Consider the following 25,303-nt stretch of genomic DNA (forward strand, 5'->3'; position numbering starts at 1 on the left):
CTGGTTCGGTTCAAAAACGGAAAGACAAACCCGCGCCGAGCGCGTGATCCGGCGAACGATCGTTGAGGCCGTAGCTGTAGGCCACATCCAGTTGCACGTCGTTGCTCAGCAGCCAGGCCGAGCCGACGTCGAGCAGGGCGACGGTGCCGCCGTCGTCGCTTTTCGCGATCTGCGGAAGCGCCAGTTCGACGAACGAACGGCTGCGTTCGGTCCATGACTTGCCGAGCACCACGCCGAAGATGCCGGCCGCGTAGCGGTGGCCATCCTCGTTCTCGTCCCAGATCACGCCCGGCATCACCCCGGCGGAGAGGCTGTCGCTGAGCTCCCATTCGGCGACCAGGCGGAACGAAGGCCGCGCGCCGTTGCCGCGCAGGCGGCGCGCGCCGCTGGGCAGGTCCACGTGCAGCAACCACGCCAGCGAGGCGCCGCCGTCGTCGGACGCGGCCAGGTGATGCTTGACCCCGAGCGAAACGTCGGCGAAGCCGGAGATGTCGCCATCGCCGCCGGGCACGTCGTTGTGCTGCCAGCCGTCGGTTTCCAGGCGCAGTTCCCAGGTCGGGCCGAGCCCGTAGCGGAACAGGGTGGGCGTGGCGTAGCCGTCGACACCGTCGTCGCGCTCCCAGGCCACGCTGGTTTCCACTTGCAGGCGGCGATCGCCGACGGTGAGGCTGGATTCGACGAAGTCGGGGCGATCGGTGGCGATCGGCTCCTCTTCGGCGTGCGCGAGGCTGGCGATGCCGAACAAGGTCAGGCAGCTGGCAAGAACGATAGGTTTCATTGTGTTCCCCGTGAACGGTCGACCGTGAAACGCATGCGCCTGGCCGGGCTGTCCCGGACTGGCCGCATGGTCCGTTTGGACCGGCTGTCGCGTCCCCAAGACGCGGTCAGCCAAATGTCATACTGGCTAGCGGCCAGACGCGACGTATCTTTAAACATGTCCGACCGATGGCGCGCGGAGGTCATCGAAAGGACAACGCAGCGGCGGTTGGCGTGGCGTGCTTGTCGCACGTCACCCCAATCCTCTCTCCCACAGGGCTTTCCTTCGGTCGCCGGTGGGAGAGGGGCCCAGCCGATGGCGACGCGATGGAACGGCTGGCGACAAGCCATCCAACCAGGCACAGCCGCCCATGCCGTTGCGGCGCATACCCGCGGTGGTGCGGGAATGCGCCGAACCGCAACGGCTCAGAACTCGTGCCACTGCGCGTCGGCGGCGCTCGCCGGCTTGCCTGGCACCGCGCGCATCGGCACGTTGCTGCGCTTTGCCGGCGCGCGCTTGGCGTTCGTGCCTGACGCGGCGACCGCGAGGCCGGGCTTGGCCACGGCTGCCGGCGTGGAGACGGCGGCGTTGTCGAGCTTGAACACGGCCACGGCCTCGGTGAGCTGGCCGGCCTGCTCTTCCATCGCGCGCGCCGCGGCCGTGGCCTCCTCGACCAATGCGGCGTTCTGCTGGGTGGCCTCGTCCATCTGGGTGACGGTCTGGTTGACCTGCTCGATGCCGGCGTACTGCTCCTGCGAGGCGGCGGAGATCTCGCCCATGATGTCGGTGACGCGCTGCACCGAGGACACGATCTCCTGCATGGTCCTGCCGGCCTGATCGACCAGTGCCGAGCCCTCGCTGACGCGGGTCACCGATTCGTCGATCAGGCCCTTGATCTCCTTGGCCGCGCTCGCCGAGCGCTGGGCGAGGGTGCGCACTTCGCTGGCGACGACGGCGAAACCGCGACCTTGCTCGCCGGCACGCGCTGCTTCCACCGCGGCGTTGAGCGCCAGGATGTTGGTCTGGAAGGCGATGCCGTCGATGACGCTGATGATGTCGGCGATCTTCTTCGACGAGGTCTCGATGCCGTTCATTGTGGTCACCACCTGGCTGACCACGTCGCCACCCTGCGAGGCGACGGTGGCCGCACCGACGGCGAGTTGATTGGCCTGGCGTGCGTGCTCGGCGTTCTGCTTGACCGTGGAGGTCAGTTCTTCCATCGACGCGGCGGTTTCCTCCAGGCTGGCCGCCTGCTGTTCGGTGCGGCGCGACAGGTCGTCGTTGCCGGCGGCGATCTCGCTGGAGGCGCTGTTGATGCTCAGCGCGGCGGTCTGGATGCGGCCGACGATGGCAGCCAACTGCTCGGAGGTGGCGTTGGCGTCGTCGCGCATCCGGGCGAACACGCCCTGGAACTGGCCCTGCATGCGGGCGCTCAGGTCGCCGGCAGCGATGGCCTGCAGCAGCGTGGACAGCGCTTCCAGGTTGCCATCGGCGGTGGCCATCAGTTGGTTGAGGCTGTCGACCATGGCGCGGAAGTCGTACTGGAAGCGCTCGGCATCGCCGCGCACGCTGAAGTCGCCGGCCGCGGCGGCAGAGGCGAGCTGGTTGATCTCGCGGTTCATCGCGGTCAGGTTCTGCTTGACCGTGTCCATGGTCTCGGTCAGCACGGCCTTCTCGCCGGGCAGGCGGTCCATGTCCTCGCTGAAGTCGCCGATCGCGTAGCGGCCCATGATCTGCGCCAGACGCAGCTTCACCGCGATATGCGACGCGGCCAGTGCGTTGCTGTCGCGGACCATGCGCCCGTAATCGCCGGGGAAGGCGCTTTCGTCCATGCGGTAGCTGATCTGACCGGCGTCGTGGCGCTGCGCCATTTCCTTCTGCGCATCGAGCACGGCACGCAGTTGTTCCTGCATCCGCTGCAACGAACCGAACAGGCGGCCCAGCTCGTCGTTGCGCTGGTAGTGGATGCGGCTGTCCAGGCGCCCGGCGGCGACGGCGCCGGACACCTCTACGGCGTTGGCCAGCGGGGTGACCACCAGGCGCCGCAGCAGGAGGTAGAGACCGGCGCTGAGCAGCAGCGCCGCACACAGGCCGACCGCGACGATGGTCCACAGCAGCGAGCGCGCCTGGGCCATCAGCAGTGCGCGCGGCACCGCCACGCCCAGCGCGAAGCGCTCCTGCGCCTGGCCGATCTGCAGCGGCACGTAGACTTCGATGTCGGTGGCGCCGGTCTGCGCATCGGCGACTTCGCGGGTCACGCTCTCGCCCTTGGCGATGGCGGCCAGCAAGGTGCGCGTGGCCGGGTCGTCCAGCTTCTTGCCGACCTTGGCCGGGTCGCGGTCGGCGATGATCGCGCCGCCGGGCGACAGCAGGCGCACATGGCCGGCGCCGAGCGGGCGCAGCTTGGACAGGCGTTCCTGCAGCTTGGCCAGGCCGAAGTCGGTGGTCACCACGCCCAGGAACTTGCCGTCCTCAAGCACCGGCGTGGTCAGCGTGGTCATCAGCACCTTGTTGCCACCGATCTCGTACACGTAGGGTTCCACCACGGTCGGGCGGTGCTGCTGGCGCGCCTTCAGATACCAGTCGCCGGAGCCGGGCACCTCGTAGTCGCGCAGCGGTTCGCGCACCTGCTTGTCGCCCTGCCAGGCCCAATACACCATGTAGCGGCCGCTGGCGTCGTGGCCGTCGGCGTTGGCATAGGCCGTGTCCTTGCCATCGAACGCCTGCGGCTCCCACAGCGTGCCCAGGCCGGTCCAGTCGGGGTGCTGGCGCAATTCGCGCAGCACGATATCGCTGAACGTCTCGCGCACCTTGCCGTCCTGGTTGCGCTGCGCCAGCAGGCTGTTGGCGAACACCTGGTTGGAGACGAAGGCCGCGCCGATATCGTTGGAAATGCGCTGCGCTTCCAGGTAGGCGGCATCGGTCATGCCGGCTTTGGCCGAGGTGAGCAGCGCATCGCTGCTGCGCACGTAGATGATCGCGGCGGTCACGCCGAAACACAGCACGGCGATCGCGGCCACGCCGAGCATCAGGCGGGTGGCGACGCTGGTGAAGCGGGGGGCTGGGGTCGGGCTCATGGCGTTCATCGCTGGCAGAAGTGGAAAAAAACGAAGCAACCGATCCGTTCGCCCGCGCTGTGGTGCCGCGTTTCTTGTTGGGTACGACGGTATCGGCACTATCCTGGGTCTGATTCCTTATCGGCACTGCGTCTCATAAATTGAATCGGCCGCAGCGAGCTGCGGCCGATCGAACCTCATGCAGCGGTGGGGGCCGCCGCTGGACTCAGAACTCCTGCCATTCCGTTGCGGTCCCCACGGCGGCCAGGGCCCGCGGCCGCGGCGCCGGGCGCAGCGGCGAACGCGGGGCCGGCACGCTGCGCAGGCCGGGTCGGGCCGCGACGGCGTCGTTGGCGGCCTCGATCTTGAACACCGCCACGGCGCCGGTGAGCTGGTTGGCCTGTTCTTCCATCGCCCGCGCCGCGGCACTTGCTTCCTCGACCAGGGCGGCATTCTGCTGGGTGGTCTCGTCCATCTGATTGACGGTCTGGTTGACCTGCTCGATGCCGGCGTACTGCTCCTGCGAGGCGGCGGAGATTTCGCCCATGATGTCGGTGACGCGCTGCACCGAGGACACGATCTCGCTCATGGTCTGGCCGGCCTGGCGCACCAGCGCCGAACCGTTGGACACCTGGCCGACCGAGTCGTCGATCAGGCTCTTGATTTCCTTGGCCGCGCCGGCCGAGCGCTGGGCCAGCGTCCGCACTTCGCTGGCGACGACCGCGAAGCCGCGACCCTGTTCGCCGGCGCGCGCCGCTTCCACCGCGGCATTGAGCGCCAGGATGTTGGTCTGGAAGGCGATGCCGTCGATCACCGAGATGATGTCGGCGATCTTCTTGGACGAGGCCTCGATGCCGTTCATGGTGGTCACCACCTGGCCGACCACGTCGCCGCCCTGCGCCGCGACCGAGGCCGCGCCGACCGCGAGCTGGTTGGCCTGGCGCGCATGTTCGGCATTCTGCTTGACGGTGGAGGTCAGTTCCTCCATCGAGGCGGCGGTCTCTTCCAGGCTAGCCGCCTGCTGCTCGGTGCGGCGCGACAGGTCGTCGTTGCCGGCGGCGATCTCGCTGGCCGCCGCATTGATGCTGACCGCCGCGGTCTGGATGCCGCCGACGATGCTGGCCAGTTGCTCGGCGGTGGCGTTGGCGTCGTCGCGCATGGTCGCGAACACGCCGTTGAAGTCGCCGCTCATGCGGGCGGTCAGGTCGCCGGCGGCGATGGCGCGCAGCATTTGCGACAGCGCGTCGAGGTTGCCGTCGGCGGTGGCCATCAGCTGGTTGAGGCTGTCGATCATGGCGCGGAAGTCGTATTGGAAGCTTTCGGCGTCGCCGCGCACGCTGAAGTCTCCCGCCGCCGCGGCATCGGCAAGCTGGCCGATCTCGCGGTTCATCGCGCCGAGGTTCTGCTTGACCGTGTCCATCGTCGTGGTCAGCACGGCCTTCTCGCCGGGCAGGCGGTCCATGTCCTCGCTGAGGTCGCCGATCGCATAGCGGCCCATGATCTGGATCAGGCGCATCTTCACCGCGATATGCGCAGCGACCAGGCCATTGCTGTCGCGGACCATGCGCCCGTAGTCGCCGGGGAAGACGCTCTCGTCCATGCGATAGCTGATCTGGCCGGCGTCGTGGCGCTGCGCCATTTCGGTCTGCGCGGCGAGCACGGCGCGCAACTGGTTTTGCATGCTGCTCATGCTGACCAGCAGGCGCCCGGTCTCGTCGCGCGATTGGGTATCGATGGTGTTGTCCAGCTTGCCCGAGGCGATGGCGTCGGCCACGTCGATCGCAAGGCCCAGACGCTTGACCAGCTGGCGGCGGATCACCAGGCCCATGCCCACGGCGACCAGGATCGCGACCAGGCTGCCGAGCAGCACCGACCACTTGCCCTGCGCGCGCACCGTTTCCAGCTGCTGGCTGCGCTTGACCAGCAACCCGCTTTCCTCGTCGGCGAATGCGCTCAGCAGTGGGCGGATCTTGTTCATCGCCTCGCGGTCGCGGCCTTCGCCGAACGCGGCCAGGACCTGTTGCTGGCTGTCGGGACGCTCGCGCAGGGCGATGACCTGCTGCTCGATCTGCACCAGCTCCTGGTACGCGGACTGCAATTGCGCCAGGCGCGCCTGTTGCCGCGGATTGTCCGCGGTCAGGCGCTTGGCCTCGGCGAAGCTCTTCTCGAAGCCGGCCTGGCCGAGTGCGAACGGCTGCAGGTAGTCCTTGTTGCCGGACAGCAGATAGCCGCGGGTGCTGGTCTGCACGTTCAGGGTGTTGGCCTGCATCAGTTCGCCGGTGGCCAGCACCTTGAAGGTATGTTCGTTGATGGCGACGGCGTCGTTGAACTGGAACTGGCTGCGCAGGCTGATCGCGCCGACGATGAGCAGCACCAGCACGACGGCGCCGAAGCCGATGGCGAGTTGGGCCGACAGGGGCAGATTCTTGGTCTTCATCGATGGATCCCGGAGTTGAGGATGAAACGGGCTATGAAAGGGCGACAGCAGCGCGTCGGATGCCGGTCACTGCATCCATGTCCTCTGTAACGGCGGATCTATCGTTAAATTCAATCGATTTCTTGATATCAATAGATAGTCAAAGCATATCGATATTTGGTTTATTGATGCATGACGCCTTTATCCGGCTGGCCAGTGGCACGCGACGGCGTGTGGTTGTGGCTTGCCGCACAGCGGCCGTGTGCGGCGAGTCCCAGCACGGGGTAAGTCGTCACTGTGTCCCAGAACGCGATTCGGCCGCGGGGTCCGCGGCCGATCGGTGTCGCATTGCGCTGGGTCAGGTGGCGGCTGGACTTGCGATCGCCGCCATTCCTGTCTGGCTAGGCCTGGCGTCTATGCCTGACGCAATTGCGCCGGCTGTGCCGGCAGGCTGCGCAGGGCGGCCCGGCTGGCCGGCGCGGTGTTGGCCGCCTCGAGCTTGAATACCGCCACGGCTTCGGTGAGCTGGCCGGCCTGGTCTTCCATCGACCGCGCCGCGGCCGTGGCTTCTTCCACCAGCGCAGCATTCTGCTGCGTTGCTTCGTCCATCTGGGTCACGGTCTGGTTGACCTGTTCGATGCCGGCGTACTGCTCCTGCGAGGCGGCGGAGATCTCGCCCATGATGTCGGTGACGCGCTGCACCGAGGACACGATCTCGGTCATGGTCTGGCCGGCCTGGCGCACCAGCGTCGAGCCCTCGGCGACGCGGGTCACCGACTCGTCGATCAGGCTCTTGATCTCCTTGGCCGCACCGGCCGAGCGCTGGGCGAGGGTGCGCACCTCGCTGGCGACCACGGCGAAACCGCGACCCTGTTCGCCGGCACGCGCCGCTTCCACGGCGGCATTCAAGGCGAGGATATTGGTCTGGAACGCGATGCCGTCGATGACGCTGATGATGTCGGCGATCTTCTTCGACGAAGTCTCGATGCCGCTCATCGTGGTGACGACCTGGCCGACCACGTCGCCGCCCTGCGAGGCGACGGATGCGGCGCCGACCGCGAGCTGGTTGGCCTGGCGTGCGTGCTCGGCGTTCTGCTTGACGGTCGAGGTCAGTTCTTCCATCGAGGCGGCAGTCTCTTCCAGGCTGGCGGCCTGCTGCTCGGTGCGGCGCGACAGGTCGTCGTTGCCGGCGGCGATCTCGGTGGCCGCGGCGTTGATGCTGACCGCCGCGGTCTGGATGCGGCCGACGATGCCGGTCAACTGATCGGCGGTGGCGTTGGCGTCGTCGCGCATCCGCGCGAACACGCCATGGAACTCGCCGTGCATGCGCGCGGTCAGGTCGCCGGCGGCGATCGACTGCAGCAGCGCGGAGAGCTTGCCGAGGTTGCGGTCGCTGACTTCCATCATGGCGTTGAGGCCTTGCACCATTGCCTGGAAGTCGTGCTGGAAGTGATCGGCATCGCCGCGGGCACTGAAGTCGCCGGCGGCGGCGGCCGCGGCCAGGCGCTTGATCTCGGTGTTGATCGCCAGCAGGCTGGCCTTGGCCGCATCCATCGATTCGTGCAGCACCGCGCGGCTGCCGGGCAGGCGCCGCGCGTCGCGACGCAGGTCGCCGTTGGCGTATTCGTTGAGCACCGCGATCGCATCGACGATCGCGTCCAGGTGCTCGAACATCATCGTGTTGATGCCCTTGCTCAGGTCGCCGTACACGCCGGGGAAGTCCAGCGGCATGCGATGGGTCATGTCCTTGTCCGCATGCAGTTCGATCATCAGCGCGGTCTCGCTGGAGAAGCGCTGCAGCTGCGTCTGCATCTTGTCCATCGCGTTGAGCAGGCGGCCGGGCTCGTCGCGGGCCTGGGTACTGACGTCGTTGTCCAGGCGGCCGTTGGCGATCGCCTCGGCGGCGCGGGTGGCGCGGTTCAGCGGCTGGGTCAGGCTGCGGGTGATCAGCCAGGCCAGCAGGCTGCTGGCCAGCACCGCGGCGATGCCGCCGCCGATCAGCATCGCGCGGCCGCGTTCGATATGGCCGACCGCGGTCGCATGCGCCTCTTTGCTGAGCTGGTTCTGCAGGACCGCGTTCTCGCGGATCTTGGTCTGCCAGGCGAGCGTCGCGGGACGCGATTTTTCGTGGAAGAGTTGCTGCGCCTGAGCATACTCGCCCGCCTTGACGGCTTCGATCACCGCGTTGTTCAGCGGTCGTGCCTTGTTCATCAGGTCTTGGATTTCCGCACGCAGGCGCTTGCCGGCGTCATTGGTCGGCATCGCATAGAGCTTGTCGCGTTCGCTGTTGTAGTGCTGGCGTTCGGTCTGGATCACTGCCAACTCCTTGGCGGCATCGGTATTGCCGACCTGGGTGGCATACGATCCCAGTGCCACCAGGATGGCGGAGTTCGCATCCAGCATGCCGTTGGACAGGTTGATCTTCTCGATGTTGGAATGGACGATGCTGTCCAATTGCTTGCGCGCGGCGGACATCGCGAACAATCCGGCGGCAACCAGCAGGCCGGAGATCAGGATCAGGATGCCGAATGCTGCTGAGAGTCGATTGCCAACGCTGTAGCGCTGCAGGAATGCGGTCATGTAGCTGGCTCCTTGTCGTAGATTGACTTTAATTCACTAAGCAATAATATTTTTTTGAAACTGTGAATTTCGTCGTATTTTGTCTACTTCATAACGGCGGTGTGGTCGGGATCTTTAGCCGGTTGAGCGCATCGCAGCGCACCTGTAGATGGCAGGGTTCGGCTGCCAAGCGCCCGAGTGCCGGGCGGGATCCACCCTGGTCCGCGATCGGCTGCGGCCGGACTGAAGCGCGCGATGCGCCCATGCACACAAAAAAGGCCGTGGGGTGAGCACGGCCGATGGGGCGCTTCGCAGGGCAATGCCCTGGCCTGGCTCAGAAGGTCTGCCAATCCTTCGCGGTGGAGGCTGTCGCTGCCAGCGCCGGCTTGGCGCGTACGGGCAGCTTGCGTGCGGGCACCGCATGCAGGGCCGGACGCGATGCGGCCGAGGTGCGTTGCGGCGAAGGCGCGGCGGCGGCTTCCAGCTTGAACAGGGCGACGGTTTCGGTCAGCTGACCGGCCTGTTCTTCCATCGAACGCGCCGCGGCAGTGGCTTCCTCGACCAGGGCGGCATTCTGCTGGGTGGTCTCGTCCATCTGGGTCACGGTCTGGTTGACCTGTTCGATGCCGGCGTACTGCTCCTGCGAGGCCGAGGAGATCTCGCTCATGATGTCGGTGACACGCTGCACCGAGGACACGATCTCCTGCATGGTCTGGCCGGCCTGGCCGACCAGGACCGAACCTGCGGCAACGCGGCCGACCGAGTCGTCGATCAGGCTCTTGATCTCCTTGGCCGCGCCGGCCGAGCGCTGGGCGAGGGTGCGCACCTCGCTGGCGACCACCGCAAAACCGCGGCCCTGTTCGCCGGCACGCGCCGCTTCCACGGCGGCATTCAAGGCGAGGATATTGGTCTGGAACGCGATGCCGTCGATGACGCTGATAATGTCGGCGATCTTCTTCGACGACGTCTCGATGCCGCTCATGGTGGTCACCACTTGACTCACGACATCGCCGCCCTGGGTGGCGACGGCCGCCGCGCCGACCGCGAGCTGGTTGGCCTGGCGTGCATGGTCGGCATTCTGCTTGACCGTGGAGGTCAGCTCTTCCATCGACGCGGCGGTTTCCTCCAGGCTGGCGGCCTGCTGCTCGGTGCGGCGCGACAGGTCGTCGTTGCCGGTCGCGATCTCGCTGGCGGCGGCGTTGATGCTGATCGCGGCGGTCTGGATGCCGCCGATGATGTCGGTCAGTTGCGCGACCGTGGTATTGGCATCGTCGCGCATCGTGGCGAACACACCCTGGAACTCGCCGTGCATGCGTGCGGTCAGGTCGCCTTCGGCGATGGAGCGCAACAGCGTGGACAGCTTGCCCAGGTTGCTGTCGCTGGCTTCCAGCATCGCGTTGAGATCCTGCACCATCACCCGCGAATCGTACTGGAACCGTCCGGCATCGCCGCGGGCACTGAAGTCGCCGGCGGCGGCGGCCGCGGCCAGGCGCTTGATCTCGGTGTTGATCGCCAGCAGGCTGGCCTTGGCCGCGTCCATCGATTCGTGCAGGACCACCCGGCTGCCGGGCAGGCGCCGCGCATCGCGGCGCAGGTCGCCGATGGCGTACTCGTTGAGCACCGCGATCGCATCGACGATGGCATCCAGGTGCTCGAACATCATGGTGTTGACGCCTGCGCCGAGCTCGCCGTACACGCCCGGGAAATCCGACGGCATGCGGTGGGTCATGTCCTTGTCCGCGTGCAATTCGATCATCAGCGCGGTTTCGCTGGAGAAGCGTTGCAACTGGGTCTGCATGCGATCCATTGCATCGAGCAGGCGGCCGGTCTCGTCGCGCGCCTGGGTCTTCGCATCGTTGTCCAGGCGACCGTCGGCGATCGCCTCGGCAATGCGGATGGCGCGGTTCAGCGGCTGGGTCAGGCTGCGGGTGATCATCCAGGCCAGCAGGCTGCTGACCAGCAGCACGCCGAAGCCCCCGGCGACCATCGTATTGCGCCCGTTCGCCATTGCCCTGGTCGCCGTGGTGTAGGCGATGGCGGCATTCTTGCGCTGGGTGGAAACGGCGTCACGGATGCCTTTTTGCCAGGCGTTCATCGCTGATCCGCCTGTCCCCATCAACATCGCTTGCGCTTCTGCCTGGCGGCCTGCGATGGCGCTGTCGATGATCGCATCGTTCGCTACGCGGGCAATGTCCCGTTGCTTGGACACCAGCGCGCGGTTCGTCATGCCCTGCGCATCGGTGGGCTTGGCGAACAGCACATCGCGGTTGGTGTTGTAGCGCAGGCGCTGGTTATCGATGACGCCCTTGGCAGTGGCGATGTCGTCGGCATCCTTGGCGATGGACAGGTCGCGCAACGCGATCGAGATGCTGTTGTTGGCATCCAGCATCTCGCTCCATAGCCGGATCTTTTCCATGTTGACGTTGACGATGTCGTCGAGCTCGCCGCGCGCTTTGGCGAGGGTGACGAGGCCGGCGGTGACCAGCAGACAGGACAGCAGGATCAAAAGGCCGAAGGCCATCGTCAGCCGGCGGCCGACGTTGTAGCGTTGCAGAAGTGCGTTCATTGCAGAGTTCCAGGAAGCCCGAGGGCACGGAAGATCGGCTGACGTGAGGATGTCAGTTGCGTTTGCGGCGTCCCTGCAGGAAGGCCGCTGTAGCCGCAAGACCGCGCGCCATGCCCATGGATCCTGGGCATCGCGTCTGGGGTCTGCGGCGTAGCGGTCGTGGCGTCTGAAAAATGGAGCGTCGGCGGCCAGCGTCGGTGTCCGGCCTGCTTTTCTTCGCGCCGGCGATGGTGCCGGCGTTCTTGGGGCGCATGCGGTGGGGTCGTGCGGCCTGCTGCATCGCCGCTGCAGCCTGCGCGATCGGCGCCCGATCCCGGCGAAGCGGGTCGAGCGCAGCTGCGTGTTCGGCTACCTGATTTCTGGTGACTCTGCGGTATGCATCAGGCGCATCCGCGAGCAGGCATCATGCCCTGGGCGTTCTCGGCATTGCGCCGAGCCGAACGCCAACGTCGATGTGTTCGACTGCACGGACCCGTCTGCGTCACGACGCGTGGGGAGTCCGTCCAGGATGCGGCGTGTTCCGAAAGCAACGGCTTTGGCCGCGATTTCGTTGGCCGACGACGCGCTGCCGCGTCGTCGGCGGTGCATCGACCGAAGCGATCAGGCCGCTTGCGGCACCTTCAGCGAACGCACCAGCCCGCCGATGTCCACGATCAGGGCGACGCGGCCGTCGCCGAGGATGGTGGCGCCGGAGATGCCGCCGATGCGCCGGTAGTTGTTCTCGATGTTCTTGACCACCACCTGCTGCTGGCCGACCAGTTCGTCCACTTCCAGCGCGATCTTCTGGCCGTCGGCCTCGACCACCACCACCAGCGGCTCGGCCTGCTCGGTGCGGCCGTAGCCGTACGAATCGCTGAGCGAGAGGATCGGCAGGTATTCGCCGCGGACCCGCAACACGCGGCCTTCGCCGGCCATGCTGCGGATGTCGTCGGGCTGCGGCTGCAGCGCTTCGAGCACGTAGGCCAGCGGCAGGATCAGGGTCTCGCCGGCGACCGACACGGTCATGCCGTCCAGGATCGCCAGGGTCAGCGGCAGGCGGATCAGCACGCGGGTGCCGCGGCCGGAATTGCTTTCCAGCTGCACTTCGCCGCCCAGGCCCTGGATGTTGCGGCGGACCACGTCCATGCCCACGCCGCGGCCGGAGAGGTCGGTGACCGCGTCGGCGGTGGAGAAGCCGGGGGCGAAGATCAGGTCCCACACCTGCGCGTCGGTGGGGTTGTCCGGCACGCTCAGGCCGCGTTCGGCGGCCTTTGCCAGGATGCGGTCGCGGTTGAGGCCGGCGCCGTCGTCGCTGACTTCGATGACGATGTGCCCGCCCTGGTGCGAGGCGGCCAGGGTGATGGTGCCGGTCTCGTCCTTGCCGGCGGCGCGGCGCGCTTCCGGCATTTCCAGGCCGTGATCGATCGAATTGCGCACCAGGTGCACCAGCGGATCGGCGATCTTTTCGATCAGGCCCTTGTCCAGTTCGGTGCCTTCGCCGATGGTGCGCAGCCGCACCTGCTTGCCGAGGCGGGTGGACAGGTCGCGGACCAGGCGCGGGAAGCGGCGGAACACCGCGTCCACCGGCAGCATGCGCACGCCGATCACCGCTTCCTGCAGGTCGCGGGTATTGCGCTCGAGCAGGTCCAGGCCGGCGAACAGGCGCTCGGCATGGGCCGGGTCGAGATCGCCGGAGACCTGCTTGAGCATGGCCTGGGTGATGACCAGTTCGCCGACCAGGTTGATCAGCGCATCGACCTTGTCGACGCTGACCCGGATCGAGCTTTCCGCTTCGTGCGCGGCGGCGGCATTGCCGGCCGGCGCATTGGCGGCCACGGCAGCGGCCGGCGCGGCGGTGGCGCTGGCCGGCGGCTGCGCCAGGGTCGGGGCGGGCGCGCTGGCCAGGCTCGGCGGCGGCACCGCGCGGATGTCCAGTTCGCAATCGTCGATCACCCAGGCGAAAGTGTCTTCGATCGCGCTGCGCGGGATCTTGCCGACCAGGCCCAGGTCCCAGGCCAGATAGGCCTCGAGCGGGTCGAGGTCGCTGAAGCCAGGCAGGCGCGCGGTGCGGCAGGCGACCTGCAGCGGGCCGAGGTGTTCGAGTTCGCGGATGATGCGCAGCGGGTCGTTGCCGCTCATGAACAGCGACGGCGCCGGGGTGAAGCCGATCTGCCAGGCTTCCGGTTCGGCCGGCTGGTTGGCGGCCGGGGTCGCGGCGGGCGCGGCGGCGGCGTTGCCGTTAAGGGCCTGCTGCAGGCGGTCGTGCACCGCCTTGACCGCGACCGGATCGGCCGGGGTGCCGTGCTCGGCTTCGCGCAGCAAGGCGCGCAGCACGTCCACCGACCCCAGGATCGCATCGATCGCGTGCGCTTCCACCTCGCGCTTGCCCGAGCGCAGCTCGTCGAGCAGCGTCTCCAGCACGTGGGTCAGGCCGGCCATCGCCTCGAAGCCGAAGGTGGCGGCGCCGCCCTTGATCGAGTGCGCGGCGCGGAACACCGAGTTGATCACTTCGGGATCGCGGTTGCCTTCTTCCAGCGACAGCAATCCGGCTTCCATCGCGTCCAGCCCTTCGCGGCTCTCCTCGAAGAAGGTGGCGTGGAAACGTTGCAGGTCCATGCTCATGGGCGGGGAATCCGGAAAAAGGGTGGAGAGGAAATCAGCCCAGGACTTTCTGGACGGTGGCGATCAGCTGTTCCGGGTTGAACGGCTTGACCAGCCAGCCGGTGGCGCCGGCGGCCTTGCCTTCGGACTTCTTGTCCGCCGCCGACTCGGTGGTCAGCATCAGCATCGGCGTGAACTTGTAGTCCGGCAGCTGGCGCAGCGCGCGGATCAGCGAGATGCCGTCCATGTTCGGCATGTTGACGTCGGTGACCACCGCGTTGAAGCGCTGGCCCTGGGCGCGGCCGAGGGCGACCTGGCCGTCTTCGGCTTCCTCGACCGCGAAACCGGCCGAAGTGAGGGCAAAGGAGACCATCTGGCGCATCGACGCCGAATCGTCCACCACCAAGATACGTGCGCTCATGCGGCGTTCTCCACAGATTTCAGGTTGTCAGGGGTTGCAGGAAGGCCCAGCGATGCGCTGACCCCTAGCAGGCGTGCCGCGTCGCGGAACGTGTCGTTGCAGGTTGCGAACACAGTGCTCTTGCCGTCCTTCCGACGTGCATCGACGAATGCGCACAGCACCTGCACGGATGCGGTATGGATGCGGCGGACCTCGCCGGCGTCCAGCTGCAGCTCGTCGTCCGACGCCAGGAACGGGGTCAGCCGTTGTTTCAGGTCGGCGCTGGTCTCGATGCCGAGATCTTCGCCAAGGGTCACTGTGCTCATCATTGCTCCGCACGGAATGGTTCTAGGGCAGATAACGGCCAATGCGCGGGAAGCTTTAGCGGCGCATCGGGAAAGTGCGGCAGGGTTGGCAGTTGCCGGCCGCCGCTGCCACGGCGCATCGCCGCTGGCTCGGGGCCTGGGTTGGGGCGCGCCGCACACGGCCACTGGCCGTGCGGCGCCCGGCGCGCACGGCACTGCGCCATTGCGGGGCGCCTGCCGGCACAGGTTCCCTTTCTGGCCCGGCTTGCCGCGCAGGTGCGCAAGCACGGCGGGCCTGCCCTCGCGCGCTCAGTGCAGCAGTTGCTCGGCGTCGAGCAGGATCATCGGCTGCGGCCCCAGCCGCGCCACGCCGCGGAACAGGTGGTTGGAGATGCGGCAGATGCGGGCGTTGTCCGGCGGCTCGATCTGCTGGTCGGTGAGGCTGGCCACGTCCTCGACCGCGGACACACGCAGGCCCAGGGTCTCGCCGTTCTCTTCCAGCACCACCACCCGGGTCAGCATGTCCATCTCGATCGGCGCGGCGCCCAGGTGGATGCCCAGGTCGATCACCGGCACCACCTGGCCGCGCAGGTTCATGATCCCCAGCATCGCCGTCGGGGTGCCGCGCAGCGCCAGCAACGGCACCGGCAGCACCACTTCCTGCACCTTCAGCAGTTCCAGCGCATAGGCCTGTTCGCCGCAGCGCAGGCGCAGCCAGCGGGTGCTGCGGTCCGGCGCGCGACGCTGGTGCGGGGAGGCTTCGTGGGGGGCGCTCGGGGCCATGAACGCCTGCAGGTTGGGCGGCAGCCGCGATCCCGCGGCCTGTGCACGCTCGGCCTCGACGCGGCGTTCCGGCGGCACCGCCATCGGCGGGCGCTTGACCGCACGCGCGGCGGCGGCGTCGTCTTCGGCGGCCAGGTCGCGCGGCGGCGCGGCGGCGCGTTGCATCTCCATCGCCGCGACCACCTCGAGATCGGCCTCACGGTCGGCGGCGGACGGCGCCTGCTGCGACATGATGCCGGCCAGGGCCGGGTCGGAATCGGCTTCGGCCAGTACCGCGGCGGCGATTTCTTCGGCGGTGGGGCCGGCCGGCTTGGGCGCCAGGGCCTGCTGCGACATGATGCCGGCCAGGGCCGGATCGGCGTCGGCTTCGGCCAGTACCGCGGCGGCGAGTTCTTCCGGGGTGGGGCCAGCCGGCTTGGGCGCCAGGGCCTGCTGCGACATGATGCCGGCCAGGGCCGGGTCGGCGTCGGCTTCGGCCAGCACGGCGGCGGCGAGTTCCTCCGGGGTCGGGCCGGCCGGCTTGGGCGCCAGGGCCTGCTGCGACATGATGCCGGCCAGGGCCGGGTCGGCGTCGGCTTCGGCCAGTACCGCGGCGGCGAGTTCTTCCGGGGTGGGGCCAGCCGGCTTGGGCGCCAGGGCCTGCTGCGACATGATGCCGGCCAGCGCCGGGTCGGCGTCGGCTTCGGCCAGCACCGCGGCGGCGAGTTCTTCCGGGGTCGGGCCGGCCGGCTTGGGCGTCAGGGCCTGCTGCGACATGATGCCGGCCAGGGTCGGATCGGAATCGGCTTCGGCCAGCACCGCGGCAGCGATGTCCTCCGCGGAGGGGACCACCGGCGCGGCGGCCTCGACGGCGCGCACCGGTTCCGGTTCCGGCGTCGCTGCGGCGCTGGCCGCGGCGAGCGTGGCCTGGCGTTCGGCGTCGCGCTCTTCGGCGATCACGTCGTGCAGCAGGCCTTCCAGATAGTCATCGATGACCCCGGGCGTGTTCATGCGGCCTGCTCCTGCTCCATGGGCGTGGCGTCGCTGGCGATCAGCCATTCCAGCGCGCGGCGGTAGGCGGCCAGGCCGCGGCCGGGGTAGTCTCCGGGGACGCCGGCCACCGTCAACGCCTTGACGTTGCAGATCTTGGTGTCGACCGGGATCGCGTCTTCCCAGACCCGCTCGCCGTAGCTGTCCTGCATCTGCCGCAAGGTGTCGTTGCCGGCGCGGGTGCGCTTGTCGAACAGGGTCGGCAGGATCGAGGCGGGCAGGGGACGGCGGCGCGAGCGCTCGACCATGTCCACGGTGCGGACCATGCTGGCCAGGCCGTGCAGCGCCAGCGGCTCGGCCTGGGTCGGGATGATCACCCGGTCGGCCGCGGCCAACGCATTGATCATCAGCAGGCCCAGGGTCGGCGGGCAATCGAGCAGGATGTAGTCGTGCTGGCCGGCATGCCGCGCCATCGCCTGCTGCAGCGCCAGGCCCAGCCCGGGCTGGTTGGCGCTGCGCCGCTCCAGCGTGGCCAGCGCGGTCTGCCCGCAGACGTAGCTGAGGCGCTCGATGGCGCTGTCGCGGGCCAGCGCGGCCAGGTCGCTCGGCGGCGTGGCGAACAGGTCCAGCACGCCGCTCGGCGGCGGGTCCTGCGGCACGTCGAAGGCGCGGGTCAGCGAGGCGTGCGGATCGAGATCCAGCATCAGCACGCGGTGGCCGAGCATGGCCAGGCCACGGCCCAGCGCCAGCGTGGTCGTGGTCTTGCCCACGCCACCCTTCTGGTTGGCAATCGCCCAGATGCGCATCAGTTCACTCCTTCAATGGCGGCAGGTACCGCGCGGGACGGGCCGGCATTGCCGGTGGCCGCCGCGGCGGAATGTAGCGGGGTCGCCGGCGCGGCGCCGGCGGTATCGGTCAATCGGTCTTGCGGCGTCGGCGCGCCGGCCGCGGCGACGGGCGCCGTGCCGCTGCCGCTGTCGGGACCGCCGGCGTCGGCCAGGATCACCAGCACCACGCGGCGGTTGGCGTTGCGGCCGGCCTGGCTGTCGTTGTCGGCCCGCGGGCGGAACTCGCCGTAGCCGATCATCGACAGCCGCGACGGTTGCAGGCCCTGGTCGGCGAACAGATGCACCACGCTGGCCGCGCGCGCCGCCGACAGTTCCCAGTTCGACGGGAACTGCAGGGTGGCGATCGGGCTGTTATCGGTATAGCCCTCCACGCGCACGCCGTTGGGCACCGGCACCAGCACCTGCGCCAGCTGCGCCAGGGTGGCGCGGGCGCTCTGGTCCAGCGACGCGGAGCCGGAGCCGAACAGGATGTCGCTGTTGATCTCCACTTCGATCCACAGCCCGGCATGGCGCACGGTGATCAGCTTCTTCTGGATCAGCGGCGCCAGGGCGGCGCCGAGCCGGTCGGCGATGCCGTCGAGCTGGCGCTGCGCGCGCCGCAGCTGCTCCTCGTCGCGCAGCGCGCTGGGCGAGCGCAGCGGCGAGGCCGAGGGCAGCCGGTTCGGGTCGGGCAGGGACAGCGCCGGGCTGGACTTGATCGGGGTCGGGCGCGCGCCGCCCTGGCCCTGCATCAGGTGATCGCCGACCTGCACCGGGCTCATCGTCCGCGGCGCGCCGCCGAAGGCGGTGCTCATCGCGTCGGCCATGACCCGGTACTTGGCCTCGTTGACCGTGGACAGCGCGTACATCACCACGAAGAAGGCGAGCAGCAACGTCATCAGATCGGCATAGGGGATGGCCCATGCCTCATGGTTGACGTGATCTTCGTGCTGACGCTTGCGGGCCATAGTCGTCGGGTCAATGCAAGAAGCCGGCCAGCTTCGATTCGATGTTGCGCGGGTTCTCGCCCTGGGCGATGGCGATGAGCCCTTCGATGATCATTTCGCGCTCGCCGCTGCTGTGCTTGATCACGCTCTTGAGCTTGCTGGCCATCGGCAGGAACAGCAGGTTGGCCGAGGCGATGCCGTAGATGGTGGCGGTGAACGCGGCGGCGATGCCGTGGCCGAGCTTGCTCGGGTCGGCGAGGTTCTTCATCACCGCGATCAGCCCCAGCACCGCGCCGATGATGCCCAGCGTCGGCGCATAGATGCCCATGCCTTCGAACACCTTGGCCGCGGCCAGGTCGCAGTGTTCCTGGCCGTCCAGGTCGATTTCCAGCATGTGCCGGATCGATTCCGGCTCCACCCCGTCGACCAGCATCTGCAGGCCCTTGCGCACGAACGGGTCGTGCTGCTGCTGCACCTGGTTCTCCAGGCCGAGCAGGCCCTGGCGGCGGGCGATGTTGCTCCACTCCACGATCTGCTGCAGCAGCGCCTGGCGATCGCTGGCCGGCGGATGCAGGATCCACTTGGCGATCTGGAACGCGCGCTTGAACACCGCCGGCGGGGTATGCACCAGGATCGCGGCGACGGTGCCCACGATCACGATCACGAACGCGGCCGGCGACCACAGCGCCGAAACGCCGGCGCCCTTGAGGATGCTGCCGCCGACCAGCGAGGCGATCGCCAACAGCAAGCCAATGAGACTGAGTTTGTCCATGCAGAAACTATCGGCAGCTAGGGGAGGGACTTGATGGGACGGCCGGGATTGGGGAGTCCGGAGTGGGGATTCGAGGCGCCAGGCCGTCGGCTGTCGAGCCGCGGATCGGCGCGCGCGCGGCACCCTGCAGGAGCGGCTTCAGCCGCGAGGCGTTACCGGTAAGGCGTCGCGGCTGAAGCCGCTCCTACAGGAGCGCGCGGCGGGAAACCGACGTTGAACTTACCGGCAGGTCGATGACACTTTGGGCATCGGATCGCCCGCCAGCGATCCGCACCGGGACCGCCTTCAAATCCCCAATCCCGACTCCCCAATCCCGGCTTCTCAGCTCTTCAACCCGTCCACATCCAGGATCAACGCCAGCCGGCCATCGCCGATCAGGGTCGCGCCGGCGTAGCCGGGCAGGCCGCGCAGTGCGCGCGGCAGCGGCTTGATCACCACTTCCTCGCGGCCGCGGACCTGGTCCACGACCAGGCCCATGCGCGATTCGCCGGCCTGCAGCACCACCACGGTCAGCAGCGGCAGTTCCGGCGCTTCGATGTTCAACCAGTGACGCAGGTCCACCAGCGGCAAGGTGTGCGATTGCCGGTCGAGCACGGCGCGGCCGTCGAACCAGCCCAGCGCGCGGCGCGGCGCGTGCAGCACTTCCACCACGCGCGCCAGCGGCAGCGCATAGACGGTGTCGCCGGCCTGCACCAGCAGGGTCGGCAGGATCGCCAGGGTCAGCGGCACGCGGATCAGGAAGCGGCTGCCGCGGCCCAGTTCGGACTGGATCTGGATCTGCCCGCTGAGTTCGCGGATGCGCGACTGCACCACGTCCATGCCGACGCCGCGGCCGGAGATGTCGGTGACTTCGGACTTGGTCGAGAAACCTGGCAGGAACACCAGGTGCAGGCATTCCTCGGTGGTCAGCCGCGCGGCCGCCTCCGGATCGATCAGGCCCTTTTCGCGTGCCTTCTGCCGCAGGCGTTCGGGGTCGATGCCGGCGCCGTCGTCCTGCACTTCGATGCTGACGTAGTCGCCTTCCTGCTGCGCCGACAGGCGTACGTGGCCGCCGCGCGGCTTGCCGGTGGCTTCGCGCAGCGCCGGCGTCTCGATGCCGTGATCGATCGCGTTGCGCACCAGGTGCACCAGCGGATCGGCCAGCGCCTCGACCAGGTTGCGGTCCAGTTCGGTGTCGGCGCCGATCAGTTCCAGGTCCACTTCCTTGTTCAGGGAGCGGGCGACGTCGCGCGCGACCTTGGGGAAGCGCGAGAACACCTTGCCGACCGGCTGCATGCGGGTGCGCATCACCGCCGATTGCAGGCGCGAGGTGGCGATGTCCAGGCTGCTGACCGCGCGGTCCAGTTCTTCGTCGCGCAGGCGCACGCGCAGGGTCTTGAGCCGGTTGCGCGACAGCACCAGCTCGCCGATCAGGTTGACGATCGCGTCCAGGCGCTTGGTGTCCACGCGCACGGTGTGTTCGGGTTCTGCGGCCTTGCCGGGCGCAGCGGCGGGCTTGGCGCTGGGCGCCGGCCGCGGCGCGGCGGCCGGCACCGGCAGCGCGGCCGGCGCGGCACCGCCGTGCAACTGGTCGAGCAACGCTTCGAATTCGTCGTCGTCGATCATGTCGCCGTTGCCGCCTGCGGCAGGCGGCGGCGCGGCGACGGCGGCCTTGGCGCTGGGCGCGGCGGTCTCTTCGCCGCTGGTGGCGAACTGCGCGATCAGCTGTTGCGGCGCGCGCGGCGGTTCGTTGCCGCTGCCGAACGCGTCGAGCATCGACTGCAGGTAGTCCAGCGACTGCTGCGCGGCATCGAAGTGCCGCGCCTGCAGGGTGGCCTGGCCGGCACGGGCCTGGCCCAGGGTGTCCTCGGCGGCGTGGCACAGCTCGACCATCGGGGTGATCGCCAGGAACCCGGCGCCGCCCTTGAGCGTGTGGAAACCGCGGAACACCGCGTTGAGCTGGTCGCTGTCCTCGGGCGCCTGCTCCAGCGACACCAACTGCTCGCCGAGCCGGTCCAGGATTTCCTGGGCCTCGATGATGAAGTCGGCAGCGATGTCGTCGGGCACGGCGCTCATCGGATTACAGCCCCAGTCCGGACAGCAGGTCGTCGGCGTCGTTCTGCGACACGCCGTGGCGGTCCAGCCCGGCCAGCGCCGGGCCGGCCAGGCTGCCGTCGGGCTTCTTGTCTTCCTTCGGCGGCAGGCCGAGCGCGCCGAAGCCTTCGTGCACGCGGCGCACGATGGTCGCCACGCGGCGGATGATCTGCCCGGTCAGGTCCTGGAAGCTCTGCGCCAGGGCCATCTCGGTGAGGTTGTGGCGGATCTTGTCGAGGATCTCGCCCTGGTCGCCGGTCAGGCCGCCGGCGCGCAGCTGGTCGGCCAGCGCGCGGCATTCCTCGGCCAGGTCCAGGGTGCGGTGGCTGGCCTGTTCGGTCATCGCCACCACGTGGTCCAGGCGCGAGCAGGCGTCGTCCAGCTCGCCGGCTTCGGAGGGGATGGTGGGCAGCTCGCCGAGCGCCTGGCCCAGGTCGCGCGCCAGCCGGCTCAGGCCCTGCATCATCGGCCGCGTGCGCCACGCGGCGAGCGTGTCGATTTCCTTGCGCCAGGCGGTTTCGTCGCCGCGCTCCAGTGCGTCCAGCGCACCTTGCAGGCGTTCGATCAGGGCGCTGCGTTCGGCGGTGGCTTGCATCAGGCGGTCGCTCCCAGGCGTTCGAAGATCTTGCCCAGCTTCTCCTGCAGCGTCTGCGCGGTGAACGGCTTGATGATGTAGCCGTTCACGCCGCACTGCGCCGCCTCGATGATCTGCTCGCGCTTGGCCTCGGCGGTCACCATCAGCACCGGCAGGTGCTTGAGCTTGTCGTCGGCACGAATGTTGCGCAGCAGGTCGATGCCGGTCATGCCGGGCATGTTCCAGTCGGTGACCACGAACTCGAACGGTGCCGAGCGCAGTGCCGCCAGCGCACTGTTGCCGTCTTCGGCCTCTGCAGTGTTGGTGAAGCCCAGATCGCCGAGCAGATTCTTGACGATGCGCCGCATCGTCGAGAAATCGTCCACGATCAAAATCCGCATGTTCTTGTTCACCGCTAACTCCCTTGGGTCTTATTCTTCGTCTTCCAGGCCGGCGTCCGCCGCTTCGAACGCTTTCAAGCGTCCGCGCAAGCGTACCGTGGCCTGGCCGTGGATCTGGCAGACGCGCGACTCGCTGACACCGAGCACCGCGCCGATTTCCTTCAAGTTCAATTCTTGTTCGTAGTACAGCGACAGTACCAGCTGCTCGCGCTCGGGCAGCTGCGCGATCGCCTTGCCCAGTTCGCGCCCGAACTCGCTGCGCTCCAGCATTTGCTGCGGATTGGGCCCGCCCTTGGCGATGGTGTCCAGCTCGCCGTGGTCTTCGACCCGCGACTCCAGGCTCAGCACCTGGCCGCGCGCGGCATCTTCCATCAATCGCAGGTATTCGGGAAGCGGCATGTCCATCGCCGCGGCCACTTCGTTGGCGGCGGCGGCGCGGCCGGTGCTCTGCTCGATCTTGCGGATCGCCGAGGCGGCGTCGCGGGCGCGGCGGTGCACCGAACGCGGCACCCAGTCGCCGCGGCGGATCTCGTCGATCATCGAGCCGCGGATGCGGATCGAGGCGTAGGTCTCGAACGAGGCGCCTTGGTCGGCGTCGTAGCTGCGCGAGGCCTCGATCAGGCCGATCATGCCGGCCTGGATCAGGTCGTCGATCTCGACGCTGGCCGGCAGCCGCGCCGCCAGGTGGTGGGCGATGCGCCGCACCAGGTCCGAATGCTGGGCGATGTAGTCGTTGGAACTGTTGCGCTGCACGGCGCGGTACTGGGCGGCGGCGTTCATGCGGCGACCCCCCGCTGGATGATCCGTTCGACGAAGAACTCGACGTTGCCGCGCGGCACGGTCGGCGCCTGCCAGCGCGAGGTGCGGCGGGCGATCTCGGCGATCGCCTGCGCCGACGGGCTGGACGGGTAGGCCTTGACCACCGGTTGCTGGCGCTGCACCGCCAGGCGCAGCCAGTCGTCCTGCGGCACGCAGCCCAGGTAGTTCAGCGACACGTCGCCGAGGAACTTCTCGCACACCCGGCTCAGCTTGTCGTACAGCAGGCGGCCTTCGTTGAGGTCGCGGACCATGTTGGCGACGATCTGCACCCGGTCCACGCCGCGTTCGCGCGACAGCACCTTGATCAGCGCGTAGGCGTCGGTGATCGAGGCCGGCTCGTCGCAGACCACCACCACCGCGTCCTGCGCGGCCTGGCAGAAGGTCAGCACGCTGTCGGTGATGCCGGCGGCGGTGTCGATGATCATCACGTCCAGCTCGCGCTTGAGCTCGGAGAACACGTTGACCAGGCCGACGTGCTGGGCCGGCGGCAGCTCGGCCATGTGCCGGCGACCGGAGGCGGCGGGCACCACCATCAGCCCGTTGGGCATGTCGATCAGCACCTCTTCCAGGGTGCAGCGCCCGGCGACCAGGTCGGCCAGGGTGAACTTGGGGGTCAGCCCGAGCAGCACGTCGACGTTGGCCAGGCCGAGGTCGGCGTCCAGCAGCAGGGTGCGCTTGCCCATGTCGGCCAGCGCCATCGACAGGTTGACCGAGATGTTGGTCTTGCCGACGCCGCCCTTGCCGCCGGTCACGGCGATCGTGCGCACCGGGCCGAGCGGTTCGCTGCGCGTTGCCGACAGGGGGAAGGCATTGGTCAGATTGGCGTAATCACGCGACGGCATGGTTCTGCTCCGGAGTACAGGGCTTATCGGCAGCGCGCCGCAAATCTTCAAGGCGCAATACCAGGCTGGCGGCGTTGGCGCGGTGCAGGTCGTCCGGCACGCGCTGACCATCGGTCACCCAGGTGATGGGAAGCCGGTGGTCCGCGACCACCGACAGGGCACTGCCAAACCGCCCGGTTTCATCCAGCTTGGTCAAGATCACCCCCTGCGGATCGGCGCCGGCAAACCGGCGCACCACCTCGTCCAGGTCGGAGAAATGAGCGTTGGCAGGGAGTACTAGCAAGGACCGGACCACTCGCGAGGCGCGCAGCCAGTGCAACTGCGCGGCCAGGGCGCGGTCGCGCTGGCCCATGCCGGCGGTGTCGATCAGCACCAGCTTGTAGTCGCGCAGGCGCTCCAGCAGCTGCTGCAGGGCGGCGTCGCTGTCGGCCTCGTGCACGGCGATGCCGAGCTGGCGGCCGTAGCTGTGCAGCTGTTCGCGGCCGCCGACGCGGATGGTGTCGGTGGTGACCAGGGCCACGTCGCGGGCGGCGTGGCGCTCCAGGAAGCGCGAGGCCAGCTTGGCGATGGTGGTGGTCTTGCCGGCGCCGGTGGGGCCGATCAGGGCGATCACGCCGCCTTCCTCGATCGGGTCCAGCGGGGCGATCGGCAGGCGCTTGGACAGCAGCCCCAGCATCAGCCCGCGGCCGCGGTGCAGCTCCAGGTCGGCGGGAATCTGCATCACCACGTCGCGGGTCAGGCCGCTGTCGAAGCCGTAGTCGTCCATCAGCTCCAGCGCCTGGGCGCGCACCGGCGAGCCGCGCAGGCGTTCGTCGGTGAGCCGGTTCATCTCGCGCTCGATCATCTGCCGCATCAGCGCCAGTTCGTCGCGCAGCTGAGTCAATTGTTCGTCGTTCTGCACGCCGGGGAAGCTCGCCACCGGCGCCAGCGTCGGCGGCGCCGGGATCCCGGCGCTGGCCGCCGGCGCCGCGGCCGGCAGCGGCACCACGTTCGCGGTGCTCGGCGCGGCGGCCGGGGTCAGCGACACGGCGGCGATGTCCTCGAGCCAGGCCGGCACGTCGGCGGCGATCGCGGCAGCGCTGGCAGCGGCGCCCGGGGCGGCGAACGGGCTGGGCATCGGCACGCTGATCGGTGCGTTGCGGAACACGTCCTCGGGAATGCGGAATTCGGCGAAGGGGGCGGCTGGCTGGGCCGGGGCAGGGGCCCGCGGCGCGGCGGCGGGGCGGCTCGGCGCCGGCGCGGTGCCGGCGGGCATCGCCGAAGCGGCGATCGCGGCGGGCTGGGTCAGCGGCCGCGCCGGCGCGGCCTGCGCCACGCTCGCGCTGCTGCCGGCGCCGGCCATGGCCGCGGCCGGGGCGCGGCGCTCGCTGATCGCGGCCATCATCGCCATCGCCGGGTTGGCGGCGGCCTTGGCCGCACGCGGCGCCGGATTGGCGGCCGACACCTGCAGCCGCGGCGCCGCCTCTTCCGGACGCGCCGCGTCCAGCGCCTGCTGCACCAGGGCTTCGTCGTAGTTGCTGGCGGCGACGATCTCGATGCCCTCGTCGGTGCGCCGGTTGGACAGGATCACCGCATCCGGACCGTGCTCGTCGCGGACCATGCGGAACGCGGTGCGCATGTCGGGGGCTACGAAGCGTTTGATCTTCATGGGTGGAAA

Annotated in this window: 18 protein-coding genes; all 18 read right to left on the bottom strand. The window is 68.7% G+C overall.

Annotated features, from left to right (window positions below; all coding sequences use genetic code 11):
* Window positions 1–10 precede the first annotated feature (10 nt).
* On the bottom strand, window positions 11–778 hold the full coding sequence (locus HDC36_RS03490; RefSeq protein ID WP_179564466.1) for a transporter: 768 nt from the start codon (window positions 776–778) through the stop codon (window positions 11–13).
* A 404-nt stretch (window positions 779–1,182) separates the two neighbouring features.
* Entirely contained in the window at window positions 1,183–3,834 is a 2,652-nt protein-coding gene (locus tag HDC36_RS03495; RefSeq protein ID WP_255432574.1) for a methyl-accepting chemotaxis protein, read from the bottom strand.
* 205 nt (window positions 3,835–4,039) lie between these two features.
* A complete protein-coding gene (locus HDC36_RS03500) occupies window positions 4,040–6,250 on the bottom strand; it encodes a methyl-accepting chemotaxis protein (RefSeq protein WP_179564468.1) in 2,211 nt (736 codons plus the stop codon).
* A gap of 393 nt (window positions 6,251–6,643) precedes the next feature.
* Window positions 6,644–8,809, bottom strand: a complete 2,166-nt coding sequence (locus tag HDC36_RS03505; protein ID WP_179564470.1) for a methyl-accepting chemotaxis protein — start codon at window positions 8,807–8,809, stop codon at window positions 6,644–6,646.
* Window positions 8,810–9,122: 313 nt separating this feature from the next.
* The gene (locus HDC36_RS03510; RefSeq protein WP_179564472.1) at window positions 9,123–11,354 is read right to left on the bottom strand and encodes a methyl-accepting chemotaxis protein; all 2,232 of its coding nucleotides are present in this window, start codon (window positions 11,352–11,354) and stop codon (window positions 9,123–9,125) included.
* Between the two features lie 600 nt (window positions 11,355–11,954).
* Window positions 11,955–13,955 (bottom strand): chemotaxis protein CheA, encoded by a 2,001-nt coding sequence (locus tag HDC36_RS03515; RefSeq protein WP_179564474.1) that lies wholly within the window; start codon window positions 13,953–13,955, stop codon window positions 11,955–11,957.
* Between the two features lie 34 nt (window positions 13,956–13,989).
* Complete coding sequence (locus HDC36_RS03520) at window positions 13,990–14,355, bottom strand: response regulator (protein WP_003470902.1); 366 nt, start codon at window positions 14,353–14,355, stop codon at window positions 13,990–13,992.
* Window positions 14,352–14,660, bottom strand: a complete 309-nt coding sequence (locus HDC36_RS03525) for an STAS domain-containing protein (protein ID WP_074375519.1) — start codon at window positions 14,658–14,660, stop codon at window positions 14,352–14,354. Before HDC36_RS03525 ends, HDC36_RS03520 begins: the two co-directional genes overlap by 4 nt.
* A gap of 288 nt (window positions 14,661–14,948) precedes the next feature.
* The gene (locus HDC36_RS03530; protein ID WP_255432614.1) at window positions 14,949–16,178 is read right to left on the bottom strand and encodes a chemotaxis protein CheW; all 1,230 of its coding nucleotides are present in this window, start codon (window positions 16,176–16,178) and stop codon (window positions 14,949–14,951) included.
* Between the two features lie 230 nt (window positions 16,179–16,408).
* On the bottom strand, window positions 16,409–17,197 hold the full coding sequence (locus HDC36_RS03535) for a ParA family protein (protein WP_179564478.1): 789 nt from the start codon (window positions 17,195–17,197) through the stop codon (window positions 16,409–16,411).
* Window positions 17,197–18,186 (bottom strand): flagellar motor protein MotD, encoded by a 990-nt coding sequence (motD, locus tag HDC36_RS03540; RefSeq protein ID WP_179564480.1) that lies wholly within the window; start codon window positions 18,184–18,186, stop codon window positions 17,197–17,199. The genes HDC36_RS03535 and motD overlap by 1 nt, the downstream gene beginning before the upstream one ends.
* Before the next feature lie 10 nt (window positions 18,187–18,196).
* Window positions 18,197–18,937: a flagellar motor protein gene (locus tag HDC36_RS03545; RefSeq protein WP_179564482.1), complete on the bottom strand. Its 741-nt coding sequence runs from the start codon at window positions 18,935–18,937 to the stop codon at window positions 18,197–18,199.
* A 321-nt stretch (window positions 18,938–19,258) separates the two neighbouring features.
* Window positions 19,259–20,992, bottom strand: a complete 1,734-nt coding sequence (locus HDC36_RS03550) for a chemotaxis protein CheA (protein ID WP_179564484.1) — start codon at window positions 20,990–20,992, stop codon at window positions 19,259–19,261.
* Window positions 20,993–20,996: 4 nt separating this feature from the next.
* Window positions 20,997–21,605 (bottom strand): protein phosphatase CheZ, encoded by a 609-nt coding sequence (locus HDC36_RS03555; RefSeq protein WP_179564486.1) that lies wholly within the window; start codon window positions 21,603–21,605, stop codon window positions 20,997–20,999.
* Window positions 21,605–21,997 carry a chemotaxis response regulator CheY gene (gene cheY, locus HDC36_RS03560; RefSeq protein WP_010341542.1) on the bottom strand — a complete coding sequence of 131 codons (393 nt, stop codon included), beginning with the start codon at window positions 21,995–21,997 and terminating at the stop codon, window positions 21,605–21,607. The genes HDC36_RS03555 and cheY overlap by 1 nt, the downstream gene beginning before the upstream one ends.
* 18 nt (window positions 21,998–22,015) lie before the next feature.
* Complete coding sequence (locus HDC36_RS03565) at window positions 22,016–22,765, bottom strand: RNA polymerase sigma factor FliA (protein ID WP_179564488.1); 750 nt, start codon at window positions 22,763–22,765, stop codon at window positions 22,016–22,018.
* Complete coding sequence (locus HDC36_RS03570; protein WP_179564490.1) at window positions 22,762–23,646, bottom strand: P-loop NTPase; 885 nt, start codon at window positions 23,644–23,646, stop codon at window positions 22,762–22,764. The genes HDC36_RS03565 and HDC36_RS03570 overlap by 4 nt, the downstream gene beginning before the upstream one ends.
* Complete coding sequence (flhF, locus tag HDC36_RS03575; RefSeq protein WP_179564492.1) at window positions 23,633–25,294, bottom strand: flagellar biosynthesis protein FlhF; 1,662 nt, start codon at window positions 25,292–25,294, stop codon at window positions 23,633–23,635. The genes HDC36_RS03570 and flhF overlap by 14 nt, the downstream gene beginning before the upstream one ends.
* Between the last annotated feature and the right edge of the window lie 9 nt (window positions 25,295–25,303).

The sequence above is a fragment of the Xanthomonas sp. JAI131 genome (genome assembly GCF_013410075.1).
Taxonomy (GTDB): Bacteria; Pseudomonadota; Gammaproteobacteria; order Xanthomonadales; family Xanthomonadaceae; genus Xanthomonas_A; species Xanthomonas_A bonasiae.

Excerpts from the sequence above, each read along its gene's own strand:
- HDC36_RS03555 (WP_179564486.1), bottom strand. The coding sequence starts at position 21,605 with ATGCAAGCCACCGCCGAACGCAGCGCCCTGATCGAACGCCTGCAAGGT.
- HDC36_RS03570 (WP_179564490.1), bottom strand. The coding sequence starts at position 23,646 with ATGCCGTCGCGTGATTACGCCAATCTGACCAATGCCTTCCCCCTGTCG.
- HDC36_RS03505 (WP_179564470.1), bottom strand. The coding sequence starts at position 8,809 with ATGACCGCATTCCTGCAGCGCTACAGCGTTGGCAATCGACTCTCAGCA.
- HDC36_RS03515 (WP_179564474.1), bottom strand. The coding sequence starts at position 13,955 with ATGAGCATGGACCTGCAACGTTTCCACGCCACCTTCTTCGAGGAGAGC.
- flhF (WP_179564492.1), bottom strand. The coding sequence starts at position 25,294 with ATGAAGATCAAACGCTTCGTAGCCCCCGACATGCGCACCGCGTTCCGC.
- HDC36_RS03495 (WP_255432574.1), bottom strand. The coding sequence starts at position 3,834 with ATGAGCCCGACCCCAGCCCCCCGCTTCACCAGCGTCGCCACCCGCCTG.
- HDC36_RS03535 (WP_179564478.1), bottom strand. The coding sequence starts at position 17,197 with ATGCGCATCTGGGCGATTGCCAACCAGAAGGGTGGCGTGGGCAAGACC.
- HDC36_RS03525 (WP_074375519.1), bottom strand. The coding sequence starts at position 14,660 with ATGAGCACAGTGACCCTTGGCGAAGATCTCGGCATCGAGACCAGCGCC.
- motD (WP_179564480.1), bottom strand. The coding sequence starts at position 18,186 with ATGGCCCGCAAGCGTCAGCACGAAGATCACGTCAACCATGAGGCATGG.
- HDC36_RS03545 (WP_179564482.1), bottom strand. The coding sequence starts at position 18,937 with ATGGACAAACTCAGTCTCATTGGCTTGCTGTTGGCGATCGCCTCGCTG.
- HDC36_RS03565 (WP_179564488.1), bottom strand. The coding sequence starts at position 22,765 with ATGAACGCCGCCGCCCAGTACCGCGCCGTGCAGCGCAACAGTTCCAAC.
- HDC36_RS03550 (WP_179564484.1), bottom strand. The coding sequence starts at position 20,992 with ATGAGCGCCGTGCCCGACGACATCGCTGCCGACTTCATCATCGAGGCC.
- HDC36_RS03520 (WP_003470902.1), bottom strand. The coding sequence starts at position 14,355 with ATGAGCGCACGTATCTTGGTGGTGGACGATTCGGCGTCGATGCGCCAG.
- HDC36_RS03510 (WP_179564472.1), bottom strand. The coding sequence starts at position 11,354 with ATGAACGCACTTCTGCAACGCTACAACGTCGGCCGCCGGCTGACGATG.
- HDC36_RS03500 (WP_179564468.1), bottom strand. The coding sequence starts at position 6,250 with ATGAAGACCAAGAATCTGCCCCTGTCGGCCCAACTCGCCATCGGCTTC.
- HDC36_RS03490 (WP_179564466.1), bottom strand. The coding sequence starts at position 778 with ATGAAACCTATCGTTCTTGCCAGCTGCCTGACCTTGTTCGGCATCGCC.
- HDC36_RS03530 (WP_255432614.1), bottom strand. The coding sequence starts at position 16,178 with ATGTCGCAGCAGGCCCTGACGCCCAAGCCGGCCGGCCCGACCCCGGAA.